The organism is Weissella cibaria, assembly GCF_004521965.1.
Taxonomy (GTDB): domain Bacteria; phylum Bacillota; class Bacilli; order Lactobacillales; family Lactobacillaceae; genus Weissella; species Weissella cibaria_A.
Window position 1 is genome coordinate 1 of the sequence record NZ_SDGK01000012.1, and the last position, 24,209, is coordinate 24,209.

Genomic DNA, 24,209 nt, shown 5'->3' on the forward strand with positions numbered 1-24,209 from the left:
TGCATATCGTGCATATCGTGCATATCGTGCATATCGTGCATATCGTGCATATCGTGGTTAGTATGCTGCATGTGGCCGTGATTGTCATGCGAATTATGATTCATCGTTTGTTTCTTCATGTCTTCGTCGTTCATATTTGCCTCCTATACCCCTTCTACTTTCATTTTTATCTTAAAACATTTAGACTAAAAACCAATGAACGAAAATGAACGGAGTGTTGATTTATGAAAACTGAAAGTGCCCCAGCGAAAATCAAAATCGCGTTTACCCAACTCATGCAACAAAATACATTCGATAAAATAACCGTCGCTGCCATCGTGAAAGCTGCTGACATCAACCGTGGCACCTTCTATCTACACTACGAGGACAAATATGCCTTAGTCGAAATTTTAGCCGCCGATCTTTTATCAGTAATTCAACAGATCGTTCATGACAACCCAGGTAGTCAGTCCGAAATCTTAACGCCAACTGGTACGCATCGTTTGCTGACGTATTTATACGGTGAACATCAACTGCTTCGTGGATTACTTTTCAGCGGCGCTGATTTGCAGTTCCAGTACAAACTCAAGCTCATTCTATTAGAGAACGTTCAGGTCAAGCCACACGGTCTACCTAAAATTTATGCCAAGGAAATGATTGTGGCCCACTTTATGAGTGTGATTCTTTTGTGGCTGCAACGTGATTGTCAGGAACCAATTGATCAAATCGCATCGTTATTGCAAACCGGCACCATGTCAGATGACTGGCACGCCTTATATCACCATAACTAACAAAAACGCACAACTCCATCATAAAGTTGTGCGTTTTCATTAGGCCTCTTTCTCTAGTTAGCCGCGAGTACTTGTCTTTGTCGCTGTATCAACTTCACGAATTGCACCTTCAATCTTGGTGGAATCCGCACCGATTCAGGCTTAACCGTAATTAAACCTGCCGTCGCAAATTCATCCAACGCTTTACGTTGCGCTGGCGTCATGTCGTTCGCGTACTGTTGCACACCATTGTGCACACTCATTGCGCCTGTAATTTTCATGGCATATGCCGTCATTGCTGTGTAGCAAACCTTTGGTACCGACTTAATATAATCTTCAATTGTTGTGTTTAAATCACGCGCTGCCAATGCATTCAGCATCATGCTGTGTGATCCACGCAAATCGTACCAAAGCCCCTCTTGCGTCAAAATTCCCTCAAGACCAGTTTCAGGCTTATTGTTGCAATCATTCGTGGCCAAAAATTCTTGTACCGTCACCGGCGGATATTTAGCCATGAACTCTGCAACCATCACCTGTACTGAGCCATTTTGCTGCAACCAATTTTCGATCCGTTGTGCCTTCTCCATTGCGTCCATAACATTGAACTCCTTTCGCAGTCGTTGGATACCTCCAGCCTACGCTTAATTCGTTCAAATGTTAAATGATATGTCTTGGACCGGCCACACGAGAGTCTTTACATGACGTGCTTATTGATGGCATTAACAATATCAACGCCATCATCTACGCTCAATACTAAACGAACGTATTCCTCATCATGAAGTTGCACAACGATGACGTCGCTTCCACCGATTTCGGCATTATAGAACGTTTTTTCACCCTCTAAAATGAAAGTACCCGCATACTTACCCGGCACACGCAAACCAAGACATTTCATACCCTTTGGCTCTGCCAAAGCTTCATTATCTATGTGTTGCTCCCACAATATGTGTATACGGGATTACCAAGTTACTTTTGAAGCTCCACATCTTGTCCGGTCCGTTGATTGTAATTGTTAATGTTTGTTCCCCAAACGTTACTGAATTAATTGCCATGATATCCCCCTATCATTTTGCCTTTGCTAATATCTGCAAACCGATTCTAACCGCTAATTGTTCTGTATCAATGTCCACTAAATAATCTTGTAAACAGTTCTTCACCACCGGATTATTCGGTGCAACTTCTAGTAACGCAACAATCAAAAAATCCAATTCTTGCTCAGTTAATGCATCAAGCGTCGGTAACTGTTGTAGACCGGCCACAAAAACCCCTAACTTACTACCGGATGCCGCATATAAGCTACCCCGTAATAAGCCGGATGCCGCGACAAGTTCCGACACCGAGCACCTTCATACCTACGGGTGATGAAAACCGGCATCAATTGTTTCGCAATCGCTACTTTGTCAAAGTTTCGTTGTCTTGCCATGCCGCCTCCTTTTTTTGACCGTTCGTTCAATATTGTTATATCGCTTATTTGACTGATTGGTTAATAATAATCATTTTACTCCTTTATGATATCAAACCTTAAAAAAGGAGCCGATGATGAACATCGTCTCCTTTACGCTTTATTCACTTACTTAAGCAGGCAATAAATGAAACGCCTTGTTGATTGTCGACAAATCTAAGTCCTCTTCAACTGCTGTTACGGTTGCCTTTTCAGCATCCGTAGTATAGAAGCGCGCCAACATATCCGCTTTCGTGATTGTTGAATGATCTTGCCATGTGGTGTTATCCGAGTTTGCCGATGCATTATCAGTCGTCGTATGAGGCCAAGCTACCGTAAACGATCCATCATGGTTATCCACAAAACGGGCGACGTGATCTGGCCAACCGCCTGCGCCCTCACCATAATCATAGATAACAATCTTGTTTGCCGTTCCCATGTACACACCATAATGCGTATTCATATAAGGATTACCATCATTCCACGCTGCCGTAATTATCAGTGCTAATTGTATCTTCTGAGGCAAGTTATCAAAAATATCATTTGGTGACTGCCGTTGTGATGAACTAGCTGACGATGCCGTACATGCAGATGATGCGACCGTTTGCGATGTTTGCGTTTTAGCTGATGATTGCTTAACTTGTGTCGAAGCCAACTTCGCTGACATCGAACGTGTTTTGGCTTGCTCTGTTCGTAACTCTTTCTGTTGTGATTGATGTTGTACAACTGCGTATGCCCCTGCGCCACCAACCGCAACAACTACTAATGCCGTCGCAACACCGGCAATAAACCCTTTACTCAATTCACCAACTCCTCTTTAAATCATACTTAATAGTGTAAACTGATTTATTGCCTATATGTCAGAAATCCGATAAAAAAGAACCAGCAATTATACTGGTTCTCTTAACTTCATAGCTGATTATAACTTAATCGTTTCAGTTACCACGATTTACCCAAGCTAGAATTGCGGTGCTACCTAGCAACAACGCAATAATATATGGCCAAATATTAAAGGCACTTCAACTTTCAGGGGTATCAGCTACTTCTTTTTCAACATTTTTCACGTGCTTGACTCAAGATACGTCCAACACCGCTAACAGTACGAGCGTCATCAACACGGTCACTAAAGTTTTGTTTTTGTTCATCAGACAAATGCTTCATTTTATTAATTTCAGTAATTGCTGATTTCTTCTTATCGGCTAATTTATCAGCCTTAAATTGACTATCATTTTGATTTTGTGCATCGCTCAAAATAGCTTTGACTTCATCAGGCGTCGTTACTGAATTAATGCAATCCTTGTACCCCCTGCTTTTCAGCATCTGACAAGTCCGTCACCTTATCAACATTTCCATTAGCTGCATTTTTAGCGCCTTGTAGCGATGTATCAGCTATGTAGGCAAGAGTGCCGCCAGTCGGAGCAATAACATTTGTAGCAACTGGTGCTGAGTCACTATCACTATCTGGAGTTGATGCCATCGCCTGGGGTCGTGCCGCCATCATCCGGATTTTCAATCACGGCCTTTGCATTTGCAACAATTTATTCAACTTCTGCAACCGTTGCGACATTTGTCACTTTATCGAGATAAGTTTGCTTACCCGCATCACCCAAGTTTGTCAAACCGCTAATTTCTGTTGTCGCCCAATCCTTTGCGTTCGCCAAGTTTTTTTGCTGTGGCAACAGATACAACTACATCAATCACATCTGTGGTTGTGGCGTCGGCTACTTGTTGCTTATAGTCGGATTTCTCTTCGCCCGTCAAATACTTCATCGCATCAATCGCGTCTGCTGTTGTGGTATCGGTAATTTGTCCCTCGTAATCCGCCTTTTCTTCGGCGGTCGAGTACATCAAGCTTTCGATTGTTGCGGTTGTCTTCTCTTTCTCACCAGTTAAGTCATCCGTTATGTCAACTTTAACATCGGTTGCACTCTACAAATTAGCAAATAGTTCCAAATTAATTGCACTTGACTTAGCCGTGGTTCCCTTAACTTGAATAGGTGAAGTTGTACCATCAGGCGTAATTGTTGTTGGAATTTACACCGTTGTGCTACCTAGAACAGCAACATCAACTAGTTTGTTAACTGTATCGCCAGTCCCTGTCACCAAAGAATCAATTGTTGTTGTCAATATATTGGTTAGTGGTGATAATAAGTCGCCCACAGGGAGACCAATCAACTTAATGTTCTGCAATGTGTTCATTAAATCATTAAATGTTCCACTAAGCGTTTGACTAAGGGCGGTGCCTAACCCACCAGTCACTTTTGTGTCAACTGTAATCTGTCCGTTTGCCTGAATAACGGTCCCAGCTGGTACTTGTATCACAACTTCACGTGAGCCAGGAACCAAATTAACGTCAATTGCACCATTTCTTTCGATCGAAAAAGTAACTTCACCGACTTCATTAGTTTGAATAGAGCCTGTAACATTCGACGTTGTGTCGACATCCATAAAAATTTGCCCCTGCACAACTGCTGCGTCAGCTGTTTGATGTACGACATGAACACCCGCTAGATCCACCGTAACACCAGCATAATCAGACAACATGACACCACCAAATGCCAAACCAACAGCGCCTGCTATTACCACATCTTCTTTGCCTTGTACATCCGCTTTCTTTCAACAGATGATACCAGCTTCTTTCCACTTTTTTCATAGTGCCCCCCACAGTCCTATACTCTTCAATTAACCTACAACGAGATTGCTTGACACAGTAAAGGATTCGAAACCACTAAGATAACCAAGCGCCACTCCAATAAAACGTTTTATAAAACACTCTAGTTATGCAAAATTAATAAAATTTATCTTCACTAAAGATAAAAGATAAATACAAAAAAATCTATTATGATATTTTTAGTTATTTTTATTTTTATATAAAAAATAAAATATTGACATTTAAAAAATATTTATAATCAATTATTAATGTAATTATGTTTTTTATCTCATATTTACACTTTCTGTTAGTAAGTGCTGGTGAAACATCACTTTCGTACGTTTTGTAAGCATTTGCGTATAAACAAACAATTTGTTCACCTATTAACAATCGGCGATGTCCGATATTGTGTGCACATTTCAAAAAATGCCGCACGAATTCAAATTCATGCGGCATTAGATTAAATAGTCTTCAAATTCATTACCCAATCATTACGAGCCTCAGTTTCTGGTGTTTCTGAAATTGTGTAATTCGGCGCGTTAGTAACGATCATCATGACCGTCGTATCGTAACCTGCGGCCGCAATCGCATCACGATCAAAGGTTACCAACTTATCGCCTGTTTTAACGTTCTGTCCCTGTTCAACAAATTGTTCAAAGTATTGGCCGTCCAATTCCACGGTGTCAATCCCAATATGCAATAAGATTTCTGCACCTGCATCGGTCACCAAGCCAATGGCGTGCTTACTTGGATAGACCACCGCCACGGTGGCATCGGCTGGTGCAACCAAGTCATCATTGATTGGTACAATTGCGAGTCCCTTGCCCATCGCTCCACTAGCAAAGACGGGATCTTTAACTGCTGACAAAGGCAGGAGAGGTCCCTGAATTGGTGCATTGAGTTGCTCTCCAACACTAACTGTTTCATTTATATCCGTGGCTATTTGTTCTTCAGCTGGCACACCAAAGAAATATGTGAGTACCGTCGGAATAACAAATCCAACCCCTAATCCGATAACTGCGGACATGAAACCAGGTCCAATAAACGTTGGCACACCAAGCAAACTAACCAGCGTCATAGCCGTTGCTTGTGCGCCACCAACGGCTGCAATGGCCCCGCCAATCGCGCCACCAATAACCGCAAAGATAAATGGCTTCTTAAGTTTCAACGTCACCCCGTAGATACCAGGCTCTGTGATACCAAGCAACGCTGACAACGTAGCTGACCCTGACAATGACTTCAACTTCGTGTTCTTTGTCTTCAGGAAGACACCTAGCAGCGCACCTGCTTGAGCAATGACAGCAACTGTCAAAATAGGTTGCAACGGATCATGGCCTGATACCGCAATCGTATTCGTAATCACGGGCACAAACGTCCAATGCACACCAAAAATAACAAACACTTCCCAAAGCGCACCCATAATGGCACCCGCAATTAATGGCGCAACATTGTAAATCGCTTCAACAGCACCTGACAAGACCGTTCCAACACCGGTCCCCAATGGTCCAATGACCAATACGGTAATTGGCATTAACAGCACGAGTGAGAACATCGGCGTAAAGATATTGCGGACCGATTCGTGGAAGAACCTATCAAAGACCGGTTGAATATATGACAGCAACCAAATTGCTAACAAAATTGGAATTACGCTTGAGCTATAAGTGGCGCTGACCACTGGGATGCCAAAGAAGTCGAGTTGCGTCTTGCCACCCATTGCTGCAACCAAATTGGGGTACAACAACGCAACGGCCAAGCCAATCGCCACAAACTCGTTCACCTTTAACTGTCGTGCCGCCGTTATGGCCAGAAAGACCGGCAAGAAGTAGAAGAAGCCATCTGCAGCTGCATACCAAATTTGATACGCACCGCTGGTTTCGTTCAGCACACCTATTACGCTAAGCAAGGTTAGCAATCCTTTCAGCACACCAGTTCCCGCCATCGCCCCCAAGAATGGGGTGAATACACTTGAAATAAAGCTAATGAAGCGATTAATCAGCGAATCCTTTTCAGCTGATTTATCAGTTGTGGTTGGTGACTCGCCCCCATTTCCCAAACCAGCCAGCTTTGATAATGGCTCAAAAACATTTGCCACCGAGTTACCAATCACAACTTGATATTGACCAGCTGATTGCACAACCGTCATAACCCCATCAAGATTCTCAATCTTTTCGGTTTGTGCTTGCGCTTCATCCTTCAACTTAAATCGTAAGCGGGTGGCACAGTGCCACGCCGTGTTGATGTTTTCCTTACCACCAACGTCCGTCAAAATTTCTTTTGCTAACCCCTCGTAATCCATCATGTTTCCCCTTTTTGAAAAACAAAACCCGCAAGAAAACACGTCACATAGCGTGCTTTCTTGCGGGTTTTGCCTAATTAAATAGTAACAATCCCAATGTGAGATTTAGTTAGCCCTAGCTATTGGGCTAAGGTCGATTGCAGTACACTATTCAAATGTACCGTTAAATAAATACGTTCATTTTCAGCAATTTGTTTATGGGTCTTATCTTCGATGTAGACAATCACTTTGTGGGCCAAGTCATACGCTTTTGGATATGATCGTTGGACATGCTGTAACATGACCGCATCAATATTTGCATTACCCATACGATTTTCTTCGTCATACAAACGATCTAAGAAAAACCGTAAATGAACAAGCAAACGCTGATAATTGATATCATTTTCATCAATCGTCTGTTCAACCGCATAACGGATAATAGTCAACGTATCGCTGATTAACGTTGTGATTTGACTCGCGCGTTCATTTGCCAAATAGCCATTCTGCTTATCGACAAACTTCAATGCAATGAACCCCGCCTCATCACCAGGTAGCGCCACGCCGGTTTGTTCAAGAATCGCCGCGACGGCCCACTCCCCAATTTGATATTCCAACCGATAATAGTGACGGGTTTGCCATAGTAAGTTGTTATGCACCACAATTTGCTGTTTGGCTTTTTCGATGGCATAACTGATATGATCAGCCAACGATACCAATAGATATGTGTTGAACGTTGTGTGTAATTGGTCTTCTGCATGACGCAAAATATCCGACGCCATCTCAATAACCAGTGGTGAGATTTCACTGGCTAAATCGTTAAACGTCCGGCCCCAATGTTCATCCTGCGGCAAGTACCGCGTGTCAATTAATGCTTCTTCAACAGCATCACCTCGCTTCTTTTGAAATCCAATGCCACGGCCTATAACCACAATATCTTGCTGCTTGTCTTCAGCCAGCAAGATATTGTTATTGAAAATTTTCTTGATCAGCATTAATATCCTCCCAATAGAAAAGACCAAACAATAAGCCCGTGCCTGCATGTCACGTGATTTCAATACTTATCATTCGGTCTTGCCCAGTTCAATTTTGGTTACAATCCGTATCACTGACTACATGTTAGCATCTTTATGTAAGCGTTTACAATAAGGTTTATAAATGAACGCAAAAAATAACTTGTCTAAGGTCAAAAAGCGATACGGCTGCATTAAACATAAAAAACAAGGCGTCCAATCGCTTGAACACCTTGCTAATTTCACTAATCCAATGCGGTCCCATTCGTTGCGATAACGCGTTGGTACCAATCAAAAGAATCCTTCTTTTGTCGCTTCAACGTCCCGTTCCCGGCGTCGTCTTGATCGACGTAGACCACCCCATAACGCTTTGACATTTCTGAGGTTGAGAATGAAACGAGGTCAATAATGCCCCACATGGTGTAACCCATCAGGTCGACACCGTCGATAAGCGCCTCCCGCATTTGTTCAATATGTTGACGCAAATAGTCAATGCGATATTGATCATGAATTTGGCCATCAGCTGTAATTTCATCAACGGCACCAAGACCGTTTTCAACAATAAACAACGGCACACGATACCGGTCCCAAAGCTCATTCAGCGTAATCCGCAATCCAACTGGGTCGATTTGCCATCCCCAATCAGAGGCAGCCAAATAAGGGTTACGACCACCAGTTGCCATATTACCGAGTGTTTCGGCCTCGCCATCAGTGGCACGCGTCACCGTTGTCATGTAGTAACTAAAGCTCAAGAAATCAACTGGGTTGGCCAATAGAATCGCCTCATCTTCAGCAGCCATGTCAATCTTGATGCCATGCGTTGCAAAATAGCGGTTCATATATTCTGGATATTCACCACGTACCTGCACGTCGGTAAAGAAGAGGTTCAATTCATCTGCCAATTGGGCGGCTTGCACATCAGCTGGATTTGGCGTGGCTGCATACGTTTGCATGCGTGCCAACATTGATCCAATTTTTGCGTCTGGATCAATCTCATGCAATTGCTTCGTTGCAATTGCACTGGCAAGAAATTGGTGATGCAATGCTTGATAACGCAATTGTAGTTGATCATCAAAAGACAAACCGGCATCAACCACACCAGTTTCGTGAAAACCAAACGTACCTGTATTGATTTCATTAAATGTTAACCAATAGGTCACCTTTCCCTTATAACGCTTAAAGACCGTTTCAGTAAAGCGGTTAAAGTCAGCAATCGTGGCTCGATCCAACCAGCCGTTTCGCGTAACGGTTAGGTGAATTGGGCTTTCGTAGTGGGACAAGGTCACCACGGGCTCGATACCATATTCGGCCATCTTATCAAAAACCTTATCATAAAATGCCAAGCCCGCTTCATTTGGCATGATCTCATCCCCATTCGGGAAAATACGTGTCCAGGCTAATGACAAACGAAATGCCTTAATTCCAAGTTCGTGCATCAAGGCCAAATCTTCTTCAAAGCGATGATAGAAATCGACCCCACGTCGCTTCGGATAATTTTCATCCGTTGCATCAGCGATAGCCACTTCAATGTCTGCAAGGGTAATATTACTCAAGTTCATTTCCGTTCGCTTTTCAGCCTTCATCACCACTTCTGCGGTGCTAATTCCCTTGCCGTCAGCCTGCCAGGATCCCTCGTATTGATTGGCGGCAGTTGCACCACCCCAAAGAAAGTTATCGGGGAATCCTGCTGGCACTGTTGACTTGTACATATTCTTATACCTCCTGGTTGAATTGCATGAGTAAGTGATAGACGGCGCCGAACAAGTTCGCATCGTTGGCAAATTTACCGGCGACGATTTCCGCCGGCGTCAATGTCGCCTTCACCAGTTCATTGCCGTTAAAGAACGCGAGATACTTTTCGCGGATGCGTTCAACGACGATTGGTTGTGCGGAAATGCCACCACCAATCACAATGCGTTGAATATCGGTTATCGCTTGAATGTTTTGAATTAATAGGACAATTTGATTAGCATACGCATCAAAAATTTCATTCGCTGCTGGCTCACCCGCATTAATGTGTTCAAAGACGGTCAATCCATCATCAATTTCTGGTAATTGCAACTGAGTTCCGATGCGCTTAATCATCTCAACGGCAGACCCGTGCAATCCAATTGAAGTCGCCATCCCCGTTTCAATTTGGCCGAAGATAAAGCTTAGCTCACCGGCTTGATAGTGCGTGCCGTATACTAGCTCACCATTCAGAACTAATCCGCCACCGACACCGGTGCCGAGGACGATTGCCATACCATCTGCCACATCGTTTAACTCACCCAACCATAATTCAGCTAGTGCAGCTGCTTTACCATCATTTTCGACTGCTACTGGTAAATCAAGTTGGAGTTCATCCCGTAGATTAACCCCGTCCATAAAGGTCAACGATCCACCACCTTTGATTGTGTCTGTTGGATGGGCGACCTTACCAGGCACACTGAAGGCCACCCCTCGAATTTGGCCAGCGTACCGATCAATTACTCGATGCAACTGAACTAGAAATTCAGGCAATCCAGTCGTTACAGTGCGTTCGTTATACTTTTCAATAATATTTCCGGCGCGGTCAATCAAGCCCACCTTCAACCAGGTTCCCCCAACATCGATTGCTAAATAATTTTTCGTCATGATAATCCCCCTACTTTGCTTGCACTGGTTTTGGTGCGCGTTCTGGCTTCTGCAAAGAAGCAGTCACCAAAGTAATGACAGCTAATGCCAGCACCATCAAACCATCAACGCGCATACTAAACAGCGCTGAAGCGTCTCCGAACGCCGAAGCGATTAGTTGGAACACATATGGGCTCAAGAAAACCCCCATATTAACGGCAACTAGCAAAATCGTCGAACCCAAATTTTGTGATGCTTCATCCGACTTGGCTGCTACGGCTGAGTAAATGGCTGGCACTGCCATACCAAAGGCCAAGCCATAAACTGCAATCGCCACCCCCGACAAAATCAGGTTTTGACTCATACTTAAGACCAGCACCATCACGGCCCCTGCTAAAGTACCCAAACCAATCATATAGCGACCCAAAATTTGCTTAATTGTTCCAAAAATCACCCCAGCGACAAACGCCGTAGCGGCGCTAATCCCTGAAATCAAACTTGCTTCAGCAGCTGTCCCATAACCGGCTTGTTCGAATAGGGGCGCAATTTTAACAGTCATCCCAAAGTACGTCACGAACAAAATAAACATAAAGATGCCATAACCAATCATCGTCGCGTTCAGCTTGGGCTTTTGCGTACTAACCGTTGACGTTGAGGCACCTGTAACCGTTGGCGTTTTGTCTGAAACAAACAAGCCAAACATAATCAGCGGAATCACGCCTAATGCATACACGCCAAACGTCATGTGCCAACCAAATGACATCAGATAACCGACCAACCAAGTAAAGATGGTTGTTGCAACGGCTGCGGCGGCATTCTCAAAACCAATCAAGCGATCACGTTCTTTGCCTTCGTAGTAAATCGAAATCAATGAAATCGCTAATGAATTAAACAATCCTACACCAGCACCAAACATAAAACGTGACGCCAATAAGACCGCATAGTTTTCCGTGAACATGGGAATAACCCCTGCAATCACAGCGATTGCCAACCCTAATACCACTGTCTTTTTGTTACCAATCAACCGTGTTAAAAAATTAGACAATAAAATAAATAGCAGAATACCAAAACTAGTCACTGACATCAATAATTCAATCGACGCTTGCGATTGGTTTGGTAAATCTTTCATAATCATTGGTACTGTTACCTGTACCGCTGCGGCTGCATTCGTCAACGTTGCAATTGATAACAACGATATCTTAAACAGCCAACCATGCTTATCCATGATGTAACCCCCCGTATCGTAACAATCTTTCTACGAGGTCTATTGTATTATGTAAGCGCTTTCTGAAAAGGGTGTTTCTTGCTTAGTGCTGAGTTATTTTTTGACATTTGCTGGTTTTTGAAGGTGAATTGTCAATTCAACCGGAACACTTGAGATAAATAATATTCTTTAGCCGATCTCCAGCCGAAAAGCTTTCGAGGTCGGCTATTAATTTGCTCAACCATTTGTTCAATGTATTCGTCTGAATAATCTTCGATTGCAGTCCCTTTAGGGACGTACTCACGGATTAGCCCATTTGTATTTTCGTTGGTCCCGCGTTGCCATGGAGCGTGGGGATCAGGAAAGTAAAACTGGACATCGAATTTCTTTGTTATCTCATCTTGCGCACTGAATTCATTTCCGCGGTCTGGAGTTAAAGTCTGTATCTGACTGGTTGGAAGGGAATCTAGCATTGAACCTATGATTCTCATAACATCGACGGTCTTCTTTGATGCCGCTCGTTTTGAAAGTAATATTCTGGTCTTCCTATCAACCATTGTGACCAATACTTGACCGCCTTTACGGCCAATAACAGTGTCCAGTTCCCAATCTCCAATTCGAGAGCGACAACCTGCTTCTGCAGGTCGCTCGTCAATCGTATTTGGAATTCTAATCTTACCTCGACGTTCGACATGACCTTTAGTATGTCGAGTTTTTCCTCTATGCCGAAGCGCACGAGCAATGCCCCGAGCTTTGTGACTTTTCACCGGCTGGCCCAAGTTATCTCTATAAATCGCTCGGTAGATTGTATTTGCGCTAATAATCGTATGACCTCTTGAAATCTTTAGTCGACCAGCTATCTGTTCAGGCGACCAATGTTTTTGATTGATTCCATATATAACTAGTTCTCGCAGTTCAGTGTTATCTAACTTTCGGCGTTTATGCGACTTCGTTCGAGCAAGCATGTGCTTTTGATCGGCATCCTCAGCTTCATAAGTTGAGCCAACACAGCGGGCAATCTCACGAGAGATTGTCGAAGCGCTTCTACCAATTTCTTTTGCAATGCTACGCATTGACAACCCTTCTCTGAGTAAAACTTCTATACGTCCGCGATCAAATGCGGTAAGCTGATGATAATGACTCATAATGTTTCCTCGCGTTCTGTATGTTCTAGACAAACTACATTTTACGCTGGTTCATTATGAGTCAGTTTTTATTTAGCTTAGTGTTGCACTTGAATTGTAAATTCAAGTATCTATTATTCAGTTTCCGCATCCGTTGCCACGTCATTTGATTGACGCGAAACTTCAAATTCGTTAATGTATGCATCCTTGAAGTCGAGTGGCTTAATTTCAAAGTCCACAACGCGAATTGCTTCACCCACAGTTGGATTTGGCTTTTTTTCCAAGAAAAACCCTGTTAGCGTCACCATTTCTGAGTCATCAAATGGGCGAATATCCGTGTGGAAGTATCGTTCGAAATCATACAACGTCATCTTACCGGATACCTTATAGTGCATGTTACCCTTCTCGTCTGATCCCATCTTTTCAACTAAATCATCCGCAACAGCGTCCATTTCATCACGCACTGAACCAAACAGCTCTTCATAAATATCCTTGTCCGTCACAATACCTGACGTACCACCGTATTCATCCTTCACAATCACAATTGGCGTCCGACGCGCAATCATTTCTTGCAAAACATCTTGAATTGGCATATTTTCAGAAATCGTTGGCATCCGACGAATAATCTTCCGGACTGAAATTTGGTCATTCACTTGCGACTGACGCATCAAATCGTAGTTAAATACGTAACCTAGAATCTTGTCCTTGTCATTATCAGCAACCACTGGGAAGCGTGAATGCTTCGTCTCAAAATAGCGTTGTAAAGTATCATGCACCGTGTCTGTGATATCAACAACATCCAACTGGGTCCGGTCAATCATAATATCAGCCGCCACCTTGTCATTCATTTCAAAGGCACGTTGCATAAAGACGTAATCTTCTTCATCCAGTTGCCCACTGCGCGCTGCGGTACGTGACAAACTCAAAATTTCAGCTTCTGAGTAAACTTCATCACCTTCACTAGCTGTCTTCATGCCGAACAAGCGTGTGACACCTGTCGCGGAGACGTTCAGCAACCACACGAATGGGTAGAAAATGATGTGGAACAAACGCAATGGCGTTGCCACAAATAATGATACCTTAACCGGAAAATCAATCGAAACGTTTTTTGGTACCAATTCGGTAAAGACCACCTCAACATACGTCAACAAAACCAACGCAATAATCGAAGCAATCACACCCGAACTTGGTCCTGTCATTTTTTGCAAAAGACCCGCATCCAACAACAAGTGTGCAATCGTCTCTTCACCCATCCAACCAAGAATCAAACCAGACAACGTAATTCCCACCTGGGTCGTCGAGAGATACTCATTCAAGTTTTCAACCATGTGAATCGTTGTTGCAATTTTGCGCGAGGGTTTTTCGCGACTCTCTTGCAACTCAATTAGCGCACTTTTGCGGACCTTAACCAAGGCAAATTCAGCCGCCACAAATAGCGTTGCAAATAGCAGCACAATGATAATGACGACAACTGAACCCCATAATTGTCCTTCACTCAATTTTATCTTCCTACTTTCTTTTTATACATATTCAATGTCCCAATTATAACAAAAACCCTGATAGGTATCAGGGTTTTGCTTACATGCTTAATTATTTTGTTGGTCTTCATTTGAAGCATCATCAACTTCAGCTTCAGGCAAAGCCACAACCTCAAACTCTTCAATGTACGCATCCTTGAAGTCCAAAGCTGTAATTTCAAAGTTATTAATCTTAATGGCTTCACCAACTTGGAAGTCAGGATGATCATCTAGGACATATCCCGTCAACGTCACCATTTCTGAATCTTCGAAAGACTTGATTTCTGTCTTAAAGAATCGCTCAAAGTCGTACAACGTCATCTTTCCAGACACCTTGTAGTGCATGTTACCATCTTCGTCAGAACCAAGCTTTTGAATCAAATCATCTGAGACATCATCGATTTCATCACGCACTGTACCGAACAATTCTTCATAAACGTCCTTGTCCGTAACGATACCTGATGTTCCACCATATTCGTCCTTAACAACGACGATTGGGGCACGGTGTTCAATCATTTCTTGCAATACTTCCGTAATCGGTTGGTTTTCAGAAACGACTGGCAAGTTACGCAACACCGTACGAACAGAGGCGTTCATACTCAAACGGCCTTGACGAACCAAGTCATATGAAAAGACATAACCAAGGATCTTATCCTTATCATTATCTGCCACCACCGGCATACGTGAGAATTTTTCCTCAAGGTACAAGTTCAACGCATCACCGATTGTATCCGTGACATTAACGACTGTCAATTGTGTACGGTCAATCATAATATCAACCGCCACCTTGTCGTTCATTTCAAAGGCACGCTTCATAAACGTCAAATCTTCTTCGTCAATTTCACCAGCATCCGCGGCGTCCTTAGACAAAGACAAAATTTCATTTTCGGAATAAATATCTTCATCGGGATGTGCATTAAATCCAAGCAACTTCGTAACCCCAGCAGCTGTTCGGTCAAACAACCAAATCAAGGGATACAAAACAATGTGGAAAAACATCACGGGACGGACAATGAACAATAGCACCTTAACCGGTTGGTCAATCGCAATATTCTTTGGCACCAAATCGGTAAAGACCGCGTGGATAAAGGTAAAGATCAAAATTGCCGCGATAGATGCCACACTGTGTGCAATAGCTGGTGGCAACACACCTGATGAGATAATCAAGCTGGCAATAAAAGCCTCACCCAACCAACCCAAAATCAATGACGTCAGCGTAATACCAACTTGGGCAGTTGATAGATACTCTGTCATGTGGTGTGTCATGTTAATCGCATGTGTTAAATTTTTTGATGGTCGCTTGCGTGCCTCTTGTAGCGCGCGCAAGGCTGAAGGACGCACCTTAACCAGTGCGTACTCAGTCAATGTAAACAAGACTGCCAGCAACAAAATGATAATAATCACAACAATATTGGTCATAATAGACGGACCGGAATCCATAATTTTTTTACCTCTTCTTTAATAAAAATATTTTGTAATAAGAAATATTATAACAAAAATCAGGCGTTGTAAACACCCGCATCAAATAATGCATTATGTAGTTCGATAAATCGCTCCAAAGAAAGCTTTTCAGCTCGGGTTCGTGGGTCAAGATCAATGGCTGCCAACGCTGCCGTTAACTTTGCCTGCATGGCTTCACCCTTCCCAAATGCCGTTGTTAAATTATTCCACAAAGTCTTACGACGCATGACAAAGCCAATCTTAAACAACTCGAATAAACGCTTTTCATCACGTGGTTGAATGGCCAACGGCTCACGTGGCGTCAATGAGATAATTGCTGAATCAACGTTTGGATTTGGCACAAACGCTGTTCGTGAAACCGTAAAGGCCAACTTCGCATTCATGCGATATTGAACAGCCAACGTTAATGAGCCGTAATCCTTTGTACCCGGTTCAGCTGACAAGCGATCAGCAACTTCCTTTTGCATCATCACGACGATATTATCGAAATGAATACCTGATTGCAAAACTTGCATCAAAATCGGTGTCGTAATGTAATATGGCAAGTTGGCGACCAACTTCAACGGTGCAGTCACATCCTCGAAGTGCTTGGCAAATTCCTTTTCCAAATCAACCTCCAGAATATCATTGTGCACAATCGTGACGTTATCATATGGTGCCATGGTGTGGTCCAAAACGGGAATCAAACGGTCATCAATTTCAAAGGCCACAACCTGCTTAGCGGCCCGGGCCAACTGCTCCGTCAACGCCCCGATACCAGGTCCGATTTCAACAACGTTGTCGGTCTTTTGTACATCACCAGCTGCCACAATATTTTTCAAAATATTGATATCAGTTAAAAAATTTTGTCCCAAAGACTTCTTCGTGTTGATACCAAATTGGTTCATAATCGCTTGCGTGCGCACAGGCGTCGCAATATCAGGTACATCAGCCATTAATTCTTCTCCTCGTCCATCTCTTGCAAGACGGTGTTTAATTCTTCATTCGTCACGCCAAACATATTTAAGCGCTTCAACAGTTGTTTGCCATTGACATATCCCAAGCCCAGTCGTTCTGACACGTATTCACGGCGTTGGGCTGCGTCAACTCCGGCCATTAATCCCAACCTAATTAAATCCGCTCGGGTAATGTCGGATGACATATCCACATCACTTGCCGTGTACACCTTGCTTAGCGCCTGCTGAATATCAGCCGCCGTTGCATATTCAATGCCTAAACTATGATGCTTGATCTGTCGTCCAGCCTCATCTTTTGTTAAAAAAGCATGTTTGGCATCTGGCACGACTGCTGTAATCAGCTTACGCAAGCGCTCACCATTGAAATCAGGGTCCGTAAAGACAATGATGCCTCGTGTTTGTGCAGCCCGCTGAATCGCTTGTAACGTCGCTTCAGACAAAGCAGATCCATTCGTTTCAATCGTATCTGCCACCACCGCATGGCGCAGTACTTCCGTATCAGCCTTGCCTTCAACCACAATCACTTCTTTAATCTTCATTACTTATCCAAGTGCCACAAGCGGTGGGCATTTTCTGTCGTAATTTTAGCTAAGTCATTGTATGACATACCCAGTTGCTCAGCAATATTCGCAATCGTGTAACGAACAAACATTGGTTCGTTTTGCTTACCACGCATTGGCGTTGGTGCCAAATAAGGTGCATCCGTCTCAACTAGCAGACGATCCAACGGCACTGACTGCAATGTTTCATGAACATCCTTAGCATTTTTAAATGTGGCAATTCCTGAAAATGAAATATACATCCCCAAATCCAAGAATTGCTTGGCTTCATCTGCCGTACCCGTAAAGGAGTGCATCACACCACCAAATTCTGCGACGTTCGCATCCTTCAAAACATCATACGTATCCGCCGTTGCTTCACGTGTGTGGATTGTCACTGGCTTGTGGAACTCACGTGCTAAGTCTAATTGTTGCTTAAAGACAGCTTTTTGCACGTCTGGGGTTGGGTTTTCTTCCCAGTAATAGTCCAAGCCCATTTCACCAACACCAACAACCGCTGGGTCAGCTAATTGTTCGCGCAAAGTGGCAATATCTTCAGGCTTAAAGTCGCCACTTTCGCCCGGTTGCCAACCAACGATGGCATTTACCCCTTCAAATTCATGAGCGATTTCAATGGCACGTTGATTACCGATTGTATCGTAACCAACCACATTCATTTCAACGACACGATATTCACGTGCACGTGCCCAGTAAGCCGCCACATCATGCCAGAAAGCTTCATCATTCAAGTGCGTGTGCGTATCAAAGCTGTCTGCTGGACGCTTTGTTGGATCGTAAATTGCCATGTTATCTCCTAATTCTAAACGTTTGTGATACTTACTATTCTATCACAGCAACTATGCCCATATAAATCATGCCCCTTCATGATTTGTCTAAAAAAACGTCCGGCGAAAGGCATGTTAAAAACCCCACCGCTAACCAAGAACGAAATCGGTTAACGATGAGGTTTTTATCCTACTCTTCTGAGTCAGTCGCTAAAACTAATGCTTGTGCAGACGTGACTTCGTTATATAGTTCATTAATTAATGCTGCACTGAAACGGTCATTTTGCCGACCATCCTGTACGTACGTCAATTCTGCCCCTAGCGCCCCCAATAGTACCGCTTGCTCTTCAGCAGTGGATACTTGTTGGTCGTGGAAACGATCACGTTCTTGCGCGGCTACATCGCGCAGTGCCACCACATAACGTGGATCTTCGTCGCTTGATTCAGCCTGCGCAATAAATTCCGTCACCGCCGGTTCACTAATTTCCGCAATTTCCGTAAATACCAATTCACGACTCGATTGATACTTAGCGACGGCGTCTTCTGGACTACGGTAATTCATCTGCTTGACGGCAGCAAATTTTTTCTGCATCCGCAAGGTTTGTTCCAAATCGCGCTGTTCATGTTCTGTCAGCGTACGTCTTGCCGCCTTACGCTGTAACCGATAAACTCGTCGTTGCATCTTATCTGCAATTTTATGCATGCGTTCTTCAGGTTTAATTTGGCGGGTATTTACCAGTCGTAGCACCATCCCTTCCAAGATGCGGAACCATATCCGGACATTATTTGTGCCGCGAGCCCAGCGTGCATCAGCATTCGCTTTCACACGGCGATAGTAAACCATCGTTGCTTGCGAAACTAAGTCAGCATCAATCGCGGCATCTACCGCATCGTCTGTCACCCGCTGAATATCGGTTTGCGCCCGTTGCCAGAGCGCCCGGTCCAATTGGTCAGCCCCATATCCCAGCTGGTCTTGTAGTTGACCAATCACGTTCCGTTTAACAGAGTTAGAAACATTCAGCGTCTCAACATACGCCATACCTGCGTTAATCATCGCAATATGTGCTTGTGAGTACTCGGTCATATCATAATCAGCTTGAACCTTTGGCAAGAGCCGTGGCAAGATGAACAACGGTGCGACCAAGCTGACAATAATCACAGTGGCCGCAATCAAGAGCAACATATCACGGTGCGGGAATGCCTGACCATTCGTTAATGTCAACGGCAATGAAAAGGCCATGGCCATCGTCACGGTTCCGTGAACACCACCTAATGCAAAAATCCACGCATCACGATTTTTATGTGCCTGATCAACCATTGATGCCATCGGCGAATCGCGGTCGATGCGTTCAATCATAATGTGCCTAAATGCCGTCATCACGGCATAAATTGCCAAACCAATCCCAATGTACCCTAACCATGTCACGATTGGTTCATGAAGATACGTCCTAAATACTCGTACCAATGATAAGCCTAACAACACAAACACGAGTCCATTCAATAACTGTGAAACAATCGTTGTTAATTGATTATTCAAGTTATTCAATTGTGATGACATAAATTGCGTGTGGTGTTTTTCTTCGTTCGAGATAATCCCCATCACAACCACCGCGATAATGCCTGAGACGCCAGTGTGTTCTGCCAGCCCATATACGAGAATTGGCGACAATAGGTAAATCATAACGTGCGCTACCGTATCATCAAATTGGGCTCTCAAAAGGTGCTGGCGGATATATAACAACACCACCCCGGCAAGTGCCCCAACAATGGCCCCACCGCCTGCAACAACTAAGAATTCTTCAAACCCATGGACGAATAAAAACGTCCCCGTATTCATCCAAAGAAGGGCCAGCTCCAAAACTACCAAACCAGTGGCGTCATTGAACAATGATTCCAAATTTAAGGCCCGACCAATCCCCTTAGGAACTGCCAGCCCTTCTGTAACTGACTCTAATGCAGTGGCATCCGTTGGTGTGACAATTGCGGCCAACGCCAACGCCATCGGTAACGCCCAACCAATGGCCCAGTGACCAAATAACATCAACACCACAACCGTCATCACGGCAATAATACCGGCCAAACTAATAATGGCACGGAAGTTTTTAGATACCAATCGCACGTCAGTTCGTTGACCTTCATAAAATAGTAATGGTGCAATTATCAGCATCATAAACCATTCCGGGTCAAGCTCTACGACTGAATGTCGTAACACTGGAATCATTGCCAGAATAATGCCACCTAAGATTTGCCAAAATGCCTTGGGTACTCGTGGCATTGCTTGCGACAAGAGGTTCGCAATAATAATGGTGAGTAGCATCGGCACCAGCGTATAAAATATTGTCATAATTCTTTCCTGTTTTCAGAATATTACATCAGATCAGGCTTCTAAAGCCTATCATTACTGATTGATACCCTTATTTTAACAAAAAGGAAGCGATGTATCGGCCATCGCTTCCTTAATTTCATGTATTAACCTAGTTCAGAACCAGCTTCAATTTCATCTGGCAAGATTGTCAAAATAACATTGCCATCCTTTTCGGCAGACAACAACATACCTTCTGACATTTCACCCATCATCTTACGTGGCTTCAAGTTAGCAACGAAGGCAACCTTCTTACCAACCAATCCAGCGTACTCTGGGTACCACTTCTTGATACCTGACAAAATGGTGCGGCCTTCCTTAGTACCGTCGTTCAACTTGAAGCGCAACAACTTGTTTGACTTCTCAACTTCGGTAACTTCCAAAATTTCTGCCACACGCATCTCAACCTTGTCGAAATCGTCAAATTCAATCAAGTCCTTTGTTGGGACCTCGATATATGACGCTTCTGTCTCTTCAGCAGGCTTAGTAGCCCCACCAGTCATCTCATCGCGGATGTAAGCAACTTCAGCTTCTACATCAACACGTGGGAAGATTGGCTCACCCTTGGCGACAACCTTACCACCAGCTGGCAAATCTTCAAACTTCAAATCAGCAATTTGCAAGTTTGATTCTGCCAAACCAAGTTGGTGGAAGATTTGCTTTGGTGCACGAGTCAAAGCTGGTTGCAACAAGATAGCGGCAACACGCAATGCAGCGGCCAAGTGCGCCATTACTGATGCTAACTTGTCAGCTTGTGCTTCATCCTTGGCCAAAGTCCATGGCGTTGTCTCGTCAATGTACTTGTTAGCACGTGAAATCAACTTCCAAACTTCAGCCAACGCATCAGCGGTGCGCATTGCTTGCATATTTTCATTGTAAGCCTTGATAACATCGTTAGCCGTTTGAACCAAGTCAGCATCGAACTCAGTTGCACCTGAGTTCAAAGCTGGGATAACGCCATCTTCGTACTTGTTAATCATTGCAACGGTACGGTTCAATAGGTTACCCAAATCGTTAGCCAAATCATAGTTCAACTTTGATACGAAGTCTTCTGGTGTAAAGATACCATCATTTCCGTAAGGCATTGCACGCAATAAGTAATAACGTACTGCATCGATGCCGTAACGGTCAGCCAATGTATCAGGGTACACAACGTTACCCTTAGACTTTGACATCTTACCATCACGCATCGTCAACCAACCGTGCCCCAACACTTGCTTTGGCAGTGGCAAACCCAAAGCGTGGAGCATGATTGGCCAGTAAATCGTGTGGAAACGAACGATTTCCTTACCAACTAGTTGGACGTTAGCAGGCCAGAACTTATCAAACAACGTCGTGTCACCTGATCCGTAACCCAAGGCCGTAATGTAGTTAGACAAAGCATCAATCCAGACGTACACAACGTGCTTAGGATCAGACAGAACGGGAACACCCCACTTAAAGGCTGTACGCGTAACTGCCAAATCTTCCAAACCTGGCTTGATAAAGTTGCTAATCATTTCGTTCATACGAGATTCTGGTTGGATAAATTCAGGATGTGACTTGTAGTAATCCAACAACCAGTCTCCATACTTACCCATGCGGAAGAAGTATGATTCTTCCTTAACCAACTCAACTTCGTGACCTGAAGGTGCCTTACCCCCGATTACCTTACCGTTTTCATCACGGTAAACTTCGGCCAATTGTGACTCTGTAAAGTACTCTTCATCATCAACAGAGTACCAACCTTCATACTCACCCTTGTAGATGTCATCTTGATCCAAGAATTGTTGGAAAATCTTCTGGATTGCCTTTTCGTGGAAGTCATCAGTCGTACGGATAAAGCCATCATTCGTGATGTCCAAATCAGCCCACAACTTTTGAATATCAGCAGCCATGCCGTCAACGTATTGTTGTGGCGTCATGTTCAACTTTTCTGCCTTTTGTTCAATCTTCAAACCGTGCTCATCAGTACCCGTTAAGAAGTAAACATCTTCGTTCAACAAACGGTGGTAACGCGCTGCCGCGTCAGCCAAAACCGTTGTGTAAGTGTTACCGATGTGCAACTTACCAGATGGATAGTAAATCGGCGTTGTAATATAGAACGTGTTCTTGTCTGCCATTTTCTTTATACCTCCCGCCACTACGAATGGGTAGGGCGTCATTTTTTAAACTGCAGGTGTCTCCTGCAATGTCTGCCTTTTATTATATCAAATTATGGCCTAACTGAGAGGGCTTTTCACGTGAACCCACAAATCAAACTAATGTCTGTACGTCGACGCCAGCAATCAGCCGATCAAGTTGCTCATCCGCATGCCAATCCGTCGGTTCACTGTCACCAAATTTAACATTATGTGTAACAGCGTGTGCTTCTTGATAGATATTATGTGACTGCCTTGCAGGTACAATAAAATAATCACCCGTCTGATACACAGTTAGTTGCAATTTATCATTAGCCTCATACGTCGCCAGAACAACTTTACCAGCCTGCACAATATAGATTTCCTGATACTTTTCATGATAGTGGCTATTCTGCCACGCGCCCGTCTGATTAACGGTTCTCGTATATGAACTACCGTCTGTGGCCACCAAGCCAAGTCTCGCCTCGCCGTTTGGCATTAGCCGAAAATTCGTTTTAACACCGTACTGCGTTGCGGCTTCTTTTTCTTCCATAAGACAAGTCTCCTGTTTAAAAAAGATTTATAGGTGATATTGGGCAACCAAGGATTGGCCACCACCATTTGCCACATATCCGGCACCACCTTTATTTATCATCCGACGCAAAGCCGTTAACTCTATTGAAATGTCACTTGGTACTTTCGTGGCATCTGATAATTTCAAGAAATATAACGAGTTTGATAATTTACTAGCAACTGTTTGTGGTAGTTGTTGATATTGCCGATGATCCACTTTGGCCATGCTAACTAATTTTTCAGCCTCGGGATACTCAGCACCCGCTACCTTTCTCGACATAGTCTCTAATAACTCATCAATTTGTTGATCCAATTGTTTTACACCAAACCCAAACATATATAAGTCCCCCCCTTGTTTGTATATTTTATACAATACACCGGAATTTTAACGCATACAAATTCATCTAGTAACCCGTTATTAAATTTTTTGTATCACACACTTAGTCCATCATACAAACAAAGCTTGAGACAGTAGCTACCATCCCAGTTCTCAATTACTTTTTTAACTGCATCTCCGTAAGCTGCAAAATTAGTTTGGTTGGCCGTCACGCGTACATTAACAACTTTTTCGGCACCGATCTTATCTGACGCCTTAGCTAAATCCTTCAAAAGCCCCTTCTACTGACATCCCCAATCCAGATACAATTTAAATTTGTTCAAGGCCTGCTGGTACTTCGCCAACCGTCACTGGTAACTTAAAGTCATCTCTACCAAATAATCCCATTTCACTGTCCTCCGCCTTTTTTAGTTTGCTTCATTGTACCTATTAATCATCAATTTTGCTGATTTAGCGTTTTTTGAATGCACAAAAAAGGTTCTATTCTTTTTGGCGTTGGTGATTAATCACCAACGCTTTTTTTGCATTTATC

27 protein-coding genes are annotated in these 24,209 nt (G+C 43.6%); 1 reads left to right on the forward strand and 26 read right to left on the reverse strand.

Features of this window, described 5'->3' with window-relative positions:
• Positions 1-224: 224 nt before the first annotated feature.
• On the forward strand, positions 225-770 hold the full coding sequence (locus EST42_RS01865) for a TetR family transcriptional regulator (RefSeq protein WP_134643967.1): 546 nt from the start codon (positions 225-227) through the stop codon (positions 768-770).
• A gap of 53 nt (positions 771-823) precedes the next feature.
• Here EST42_RS01865 and EST42_RS01870 read toward each other — a convergent pair whose 3' ends face one another.
• The 26 genes from EST42_RS01870 to EST42_RS10870 all read right to left on the reverse strand — a co-directional run bounded on the left by EST42_RS01870 (position 824) and on the right by EST42_RS10870 (position 23,949).
• Positions 824-1,345: a hypothetical protein gene (locus EST42_RS01870; protein ID WP_134643968.1), complete on the reverse strand. Its 522-nt coding sequence runs from the start codon at positions 1,343-1,345 to the stop codon at positions 824-826.
• A gap of 98 nt (positions 1,346-1,443) precedes the next feature.
• Complete coding sequence (locus EST42_RS10865; RefSeq protein WP_245150326.1) at positions 1,444-1,662, reverse strand: hypothetical protein; 219 nt, start codon at positions 1,660-1,662, stop codon at positions 1,444-1,446.
• Between the two features lie 7 nt (positions 1,663-1,669).
• On the reverse strand, positions 1,670-1,801 hold the full coding sequence (locus EST42_RS11315) for a hypothetical protein (RefSeq protein WP_280633856.1): 132 nt from the start codon (positions 1,799-1,801) through the stop codon (positions 1,670-1,672).
• 12 nt (positions 1,802-1,813) lie between these two features.
• A complete protein-coding gene (locus EST42_RS01880; protein WP_134643969.1) occupies positions 1,814-2,086 on the reverse strand; it encodes a hypothetical protein in 273 nt (90 codons plus the stop codon).
• Positions 2,087-2,323: 237 nt separating this feature from the next.
• A complete protein-coding gene (locus EST42_RS01885) occupies positions 2,324-2,992 on the reverse strand; it encodes a hypothetical protein (protein ID WP_134643970.1) in 669 nt (222 codons plus the stop codon).
• Between the two features lie 248 nt (positions 2,993-3,240).
• Positions 3,241-3,441: a GA module-containing protein gene (locus EST42_RS01890; protein WP_167711026.1), complete on the reverse strand. Its 201-nt coding sequence runs from the start codon at positions 3,439-3,441 to the stop codon at positions 3,241-3,243.
• 34 nt (positions 3,442-3,475) lie between these two features.
• Positions 3,476-3,667, reverse strand: coding sequence for a hypothetical protein (locus EST42_RS01895; protein ID WP_134643972.1), 192 nt, complete (start codon positions 3,665-3,667; stop codon positions 3,476-3,478).
• A gap of 61 nt (positions 3,668-3,728) precedes the next feature.
• Positions 3,729-3,878, reverse strand: coding sequence for a GA module-containing protein (locus EST42_RS11495; RefSeq protein ID WP_134643973.1), 150 nt, complete (start codon positions 3,876-3,878; stop codon positions 3,729-3,731).
• Positions 3,814-4,038 carry a GA module-containing protein gene (locus EST42_RS01905; protein ID WP_134643974.1) on the reverse strand — a complete coding sequence of 75 codons (225 nt, stop codon included), beginning with the start codon at positions 4,036-4,038 and terminating at the stop codon, positions 3,814-3,816. Before EST42_RS01905 ends, EST42_RS11495 begins: the two co-directional genes overlap by 65 nt.
• Before the next feature lie 186 nt (positions 4,039-4,224).
• Positions 4,225-4,776 carry an adhesive domain-containing protein gene (locus EST42_RS01910; RefSeq protein ID WP_134643975.1) on the reverse strand — a complete coding sequence of 184 codons (552 nt, stop codon included), beginning with the start codon at positions 4,774-4,776 and terminating at the stop codon, positions 4,225-4,227.
• A gap of 524 nt (positions 4,777-5,300) precedes the next feature.
• The gene (locus tag EST42_RS01920; protein WP_134643990.1) at positions 5,301-7,136 is read right to left on the reverse strand and encodes a beta-glucoside-specific PTS transporter subunit IIABC; all 1,836 of its coding nucleotides are present in this window, start codon (positions 7,134-7,136) and stop codon (positions 5,301-5,303) included.
• A 119-nt stretch (positions 7,137-7,255) separates the two neighbouring features.
• Entirely contained in the window at positions 7,256-8,107 is an 852-nt protein-coding gene (locus EST42_RS01925; RefSeq protein WP_134643976.1) for a PRD domain-containing protein, read from the reverse strand.
• Positions 8,108-8,370: 263 nt separating this feature from the next.
• The gene (locus EST42_RS01930; RefSeq protein ID WP_134643977.1) at positions 8,371-9,834 is read right to left on the reverse strand and encodes a glycoside hydrolase family 1 protein; all 1,464 of its coding nucleotides are present in this window, start codon (positions 9,832-9,834) and stop codon (positions 8,371-8,373) included.
• Between the two features lie 4 nt (positions 9,835-9,838).
• Positions 9,839-10,741, reverse strand: a complete 903-nt coding sequence (locus EST42_RS01935) for an ROK family protein (protein ID WP_134643978.1) — start codon at positions 10,739-10,741, stop codon at positions 9,839-9,841.
• A gap of 10 nt (positions 10,742-10,751) precedes the next feature.
• A complete protein-coding gene (locus tag EST42_RS01940; protein ID WP_134643979.1) occupies positions 10,752-11,945 on the reverse strand; it encodes an MFS transporter in 1,194 nt (397 codons plus the stop codon).
• Positions 11,946-12,076: 131 nt separating this feature from the next.
• Positions 12,077-13,069 carry an IS30 family transposase gene (locus tag EST42_RS01945; protein WP_134643832.1) on the reverse strand — a complete coding sequence of 331 codons (993 nt, stop codon included), beginning with the start codon at positions 13,067-13,069 and terminating at the stop codon, positions 12,077-12,079.
• 113 nt (positions 13,070-13,182) lie between these two features.
• Positions 13,183-14,547: a hemolysin family protein gene (locus tag EST42_RS01950; protein WP_134643980.1), complete on the reverse strand. Its 1,365-nt coding sequence runs from the start codon at positions 14,545-14,547 to the stop codon at positions 13,183-13,185.
• A gap of 87 nt (positions 14,548-14,634) precedes the next feature.
• Positions 14,635-16,005, reverse strand: coding sequence for a hemolysin family protein (locus tag EST42_RS01955; RefSeq protein ID WP_134643981.1), 1,371 nt, complete (start codon positions 16,003-16,005; stop codon positions 14,635-14,637).
• A 59-nt stretch (positions 16,006-16,064) separates the two neighbouring features.
• On the reverse strand, positions 16,065-16,961 hold the full coding sequence (gene rsmA, locus EST42_RS01960; RefSeq protein ID WP_134643982.1) for a 16S rRNA (adenine(1518)-N(6)/adenine(1519)-N(6))-dimethyltransferase RsmA: 897 nt from the start codon (positions 16,959-16,961) through the stop codon (positions 16,065-16,067).
• The gene (rnmV, locus tag EST42_RS01965) at positions 16,961-17,521 is read right to left on the reverse strand and encodes a ribonuclease M5 (RefSeq protein ID WP_134643983.1); all 561 of its coding nucleotides are present in this window, start codon (positions 17,519-17,521) and stop codon (positions 16,961-16,963) included. The genes rsmA and rnmV overlap by 1 nt, the downstream gene beginning before the upstream one ends.
• A complete protein-coding gene (locus EST42_RS01970) occupies positions 17,521-18,327 on the reverse strand; it encodes a TatD family hydrolase (protein WP_134643984.1) in 807 nt (268 codons plus the stop codon). The genes rnmV and EST42_RS01970 overlap by 1 nt, the downstream gene beginning before the upstream one ends.
• 169 nt (positions 18,328-18,496) lie before the next feature.
• Positions 18,497-20,650, reverse strand: coding sequence for a cation:proton antiporter (locus EST42_RS01975; RefSeq protein ID WP_134643985.1), 2,154 nt, complete (start codon positions 20,648-20,650; stop codon positions 18,497-18,499).
• A gap of 125 nt (positions 20,651-20,775) precedes the next feature.
• Positions 20,776-22,770, reverse strand: a complete 1,995-nt coding sequence (metG, locus tag EST42_RS01980; RefSeq protein ID WP_134643986.1) for a methionine--tRNA ligase — start codon at positions 22,768-22,770, stop codon at positions 20,776-20,778.
• A gap of 133 nt (positions 22,771-22,903) precedes the next feature.
• Positions 22,904-23,320, reverse strand: coding sequence for a cupin domain-containing protein (locus tag EST42_RS01985; RefSeq protein WP_134643987.1), 417 nt, complete (start codon positions 23,318-23,320; stop codon positions 22,904-22,906).
• Between the two features lie 27 nt (positions 23,321-23,347).
• Positions 23,348-23,677 (reverse strand): hypothetical protein, encoded by a 330-nt coding sequence (locus tag EST42_RS01990; RefSeq protein WP_134643988.1) that lies wholly within the window; start codon positions 23,675-23,677, stop codon positions 23,348-23,350.
• Between the two features lie 95 nt (positions 23,678-23,772).
• The gene (locus EST42_RS10870) at positions 23,773-23,949 is read right to left on the reverse strand and encodes a hypothetical protein (RefSeq protein WP_245150327.1); all 177 of its coding nucleotides are present in this window, start codon (positions 23,947-23,949) and stop codon (positions 23,773-23,775) included.
• Positions 23,950-24,209 lie beyond the last annotated feature (260 nt).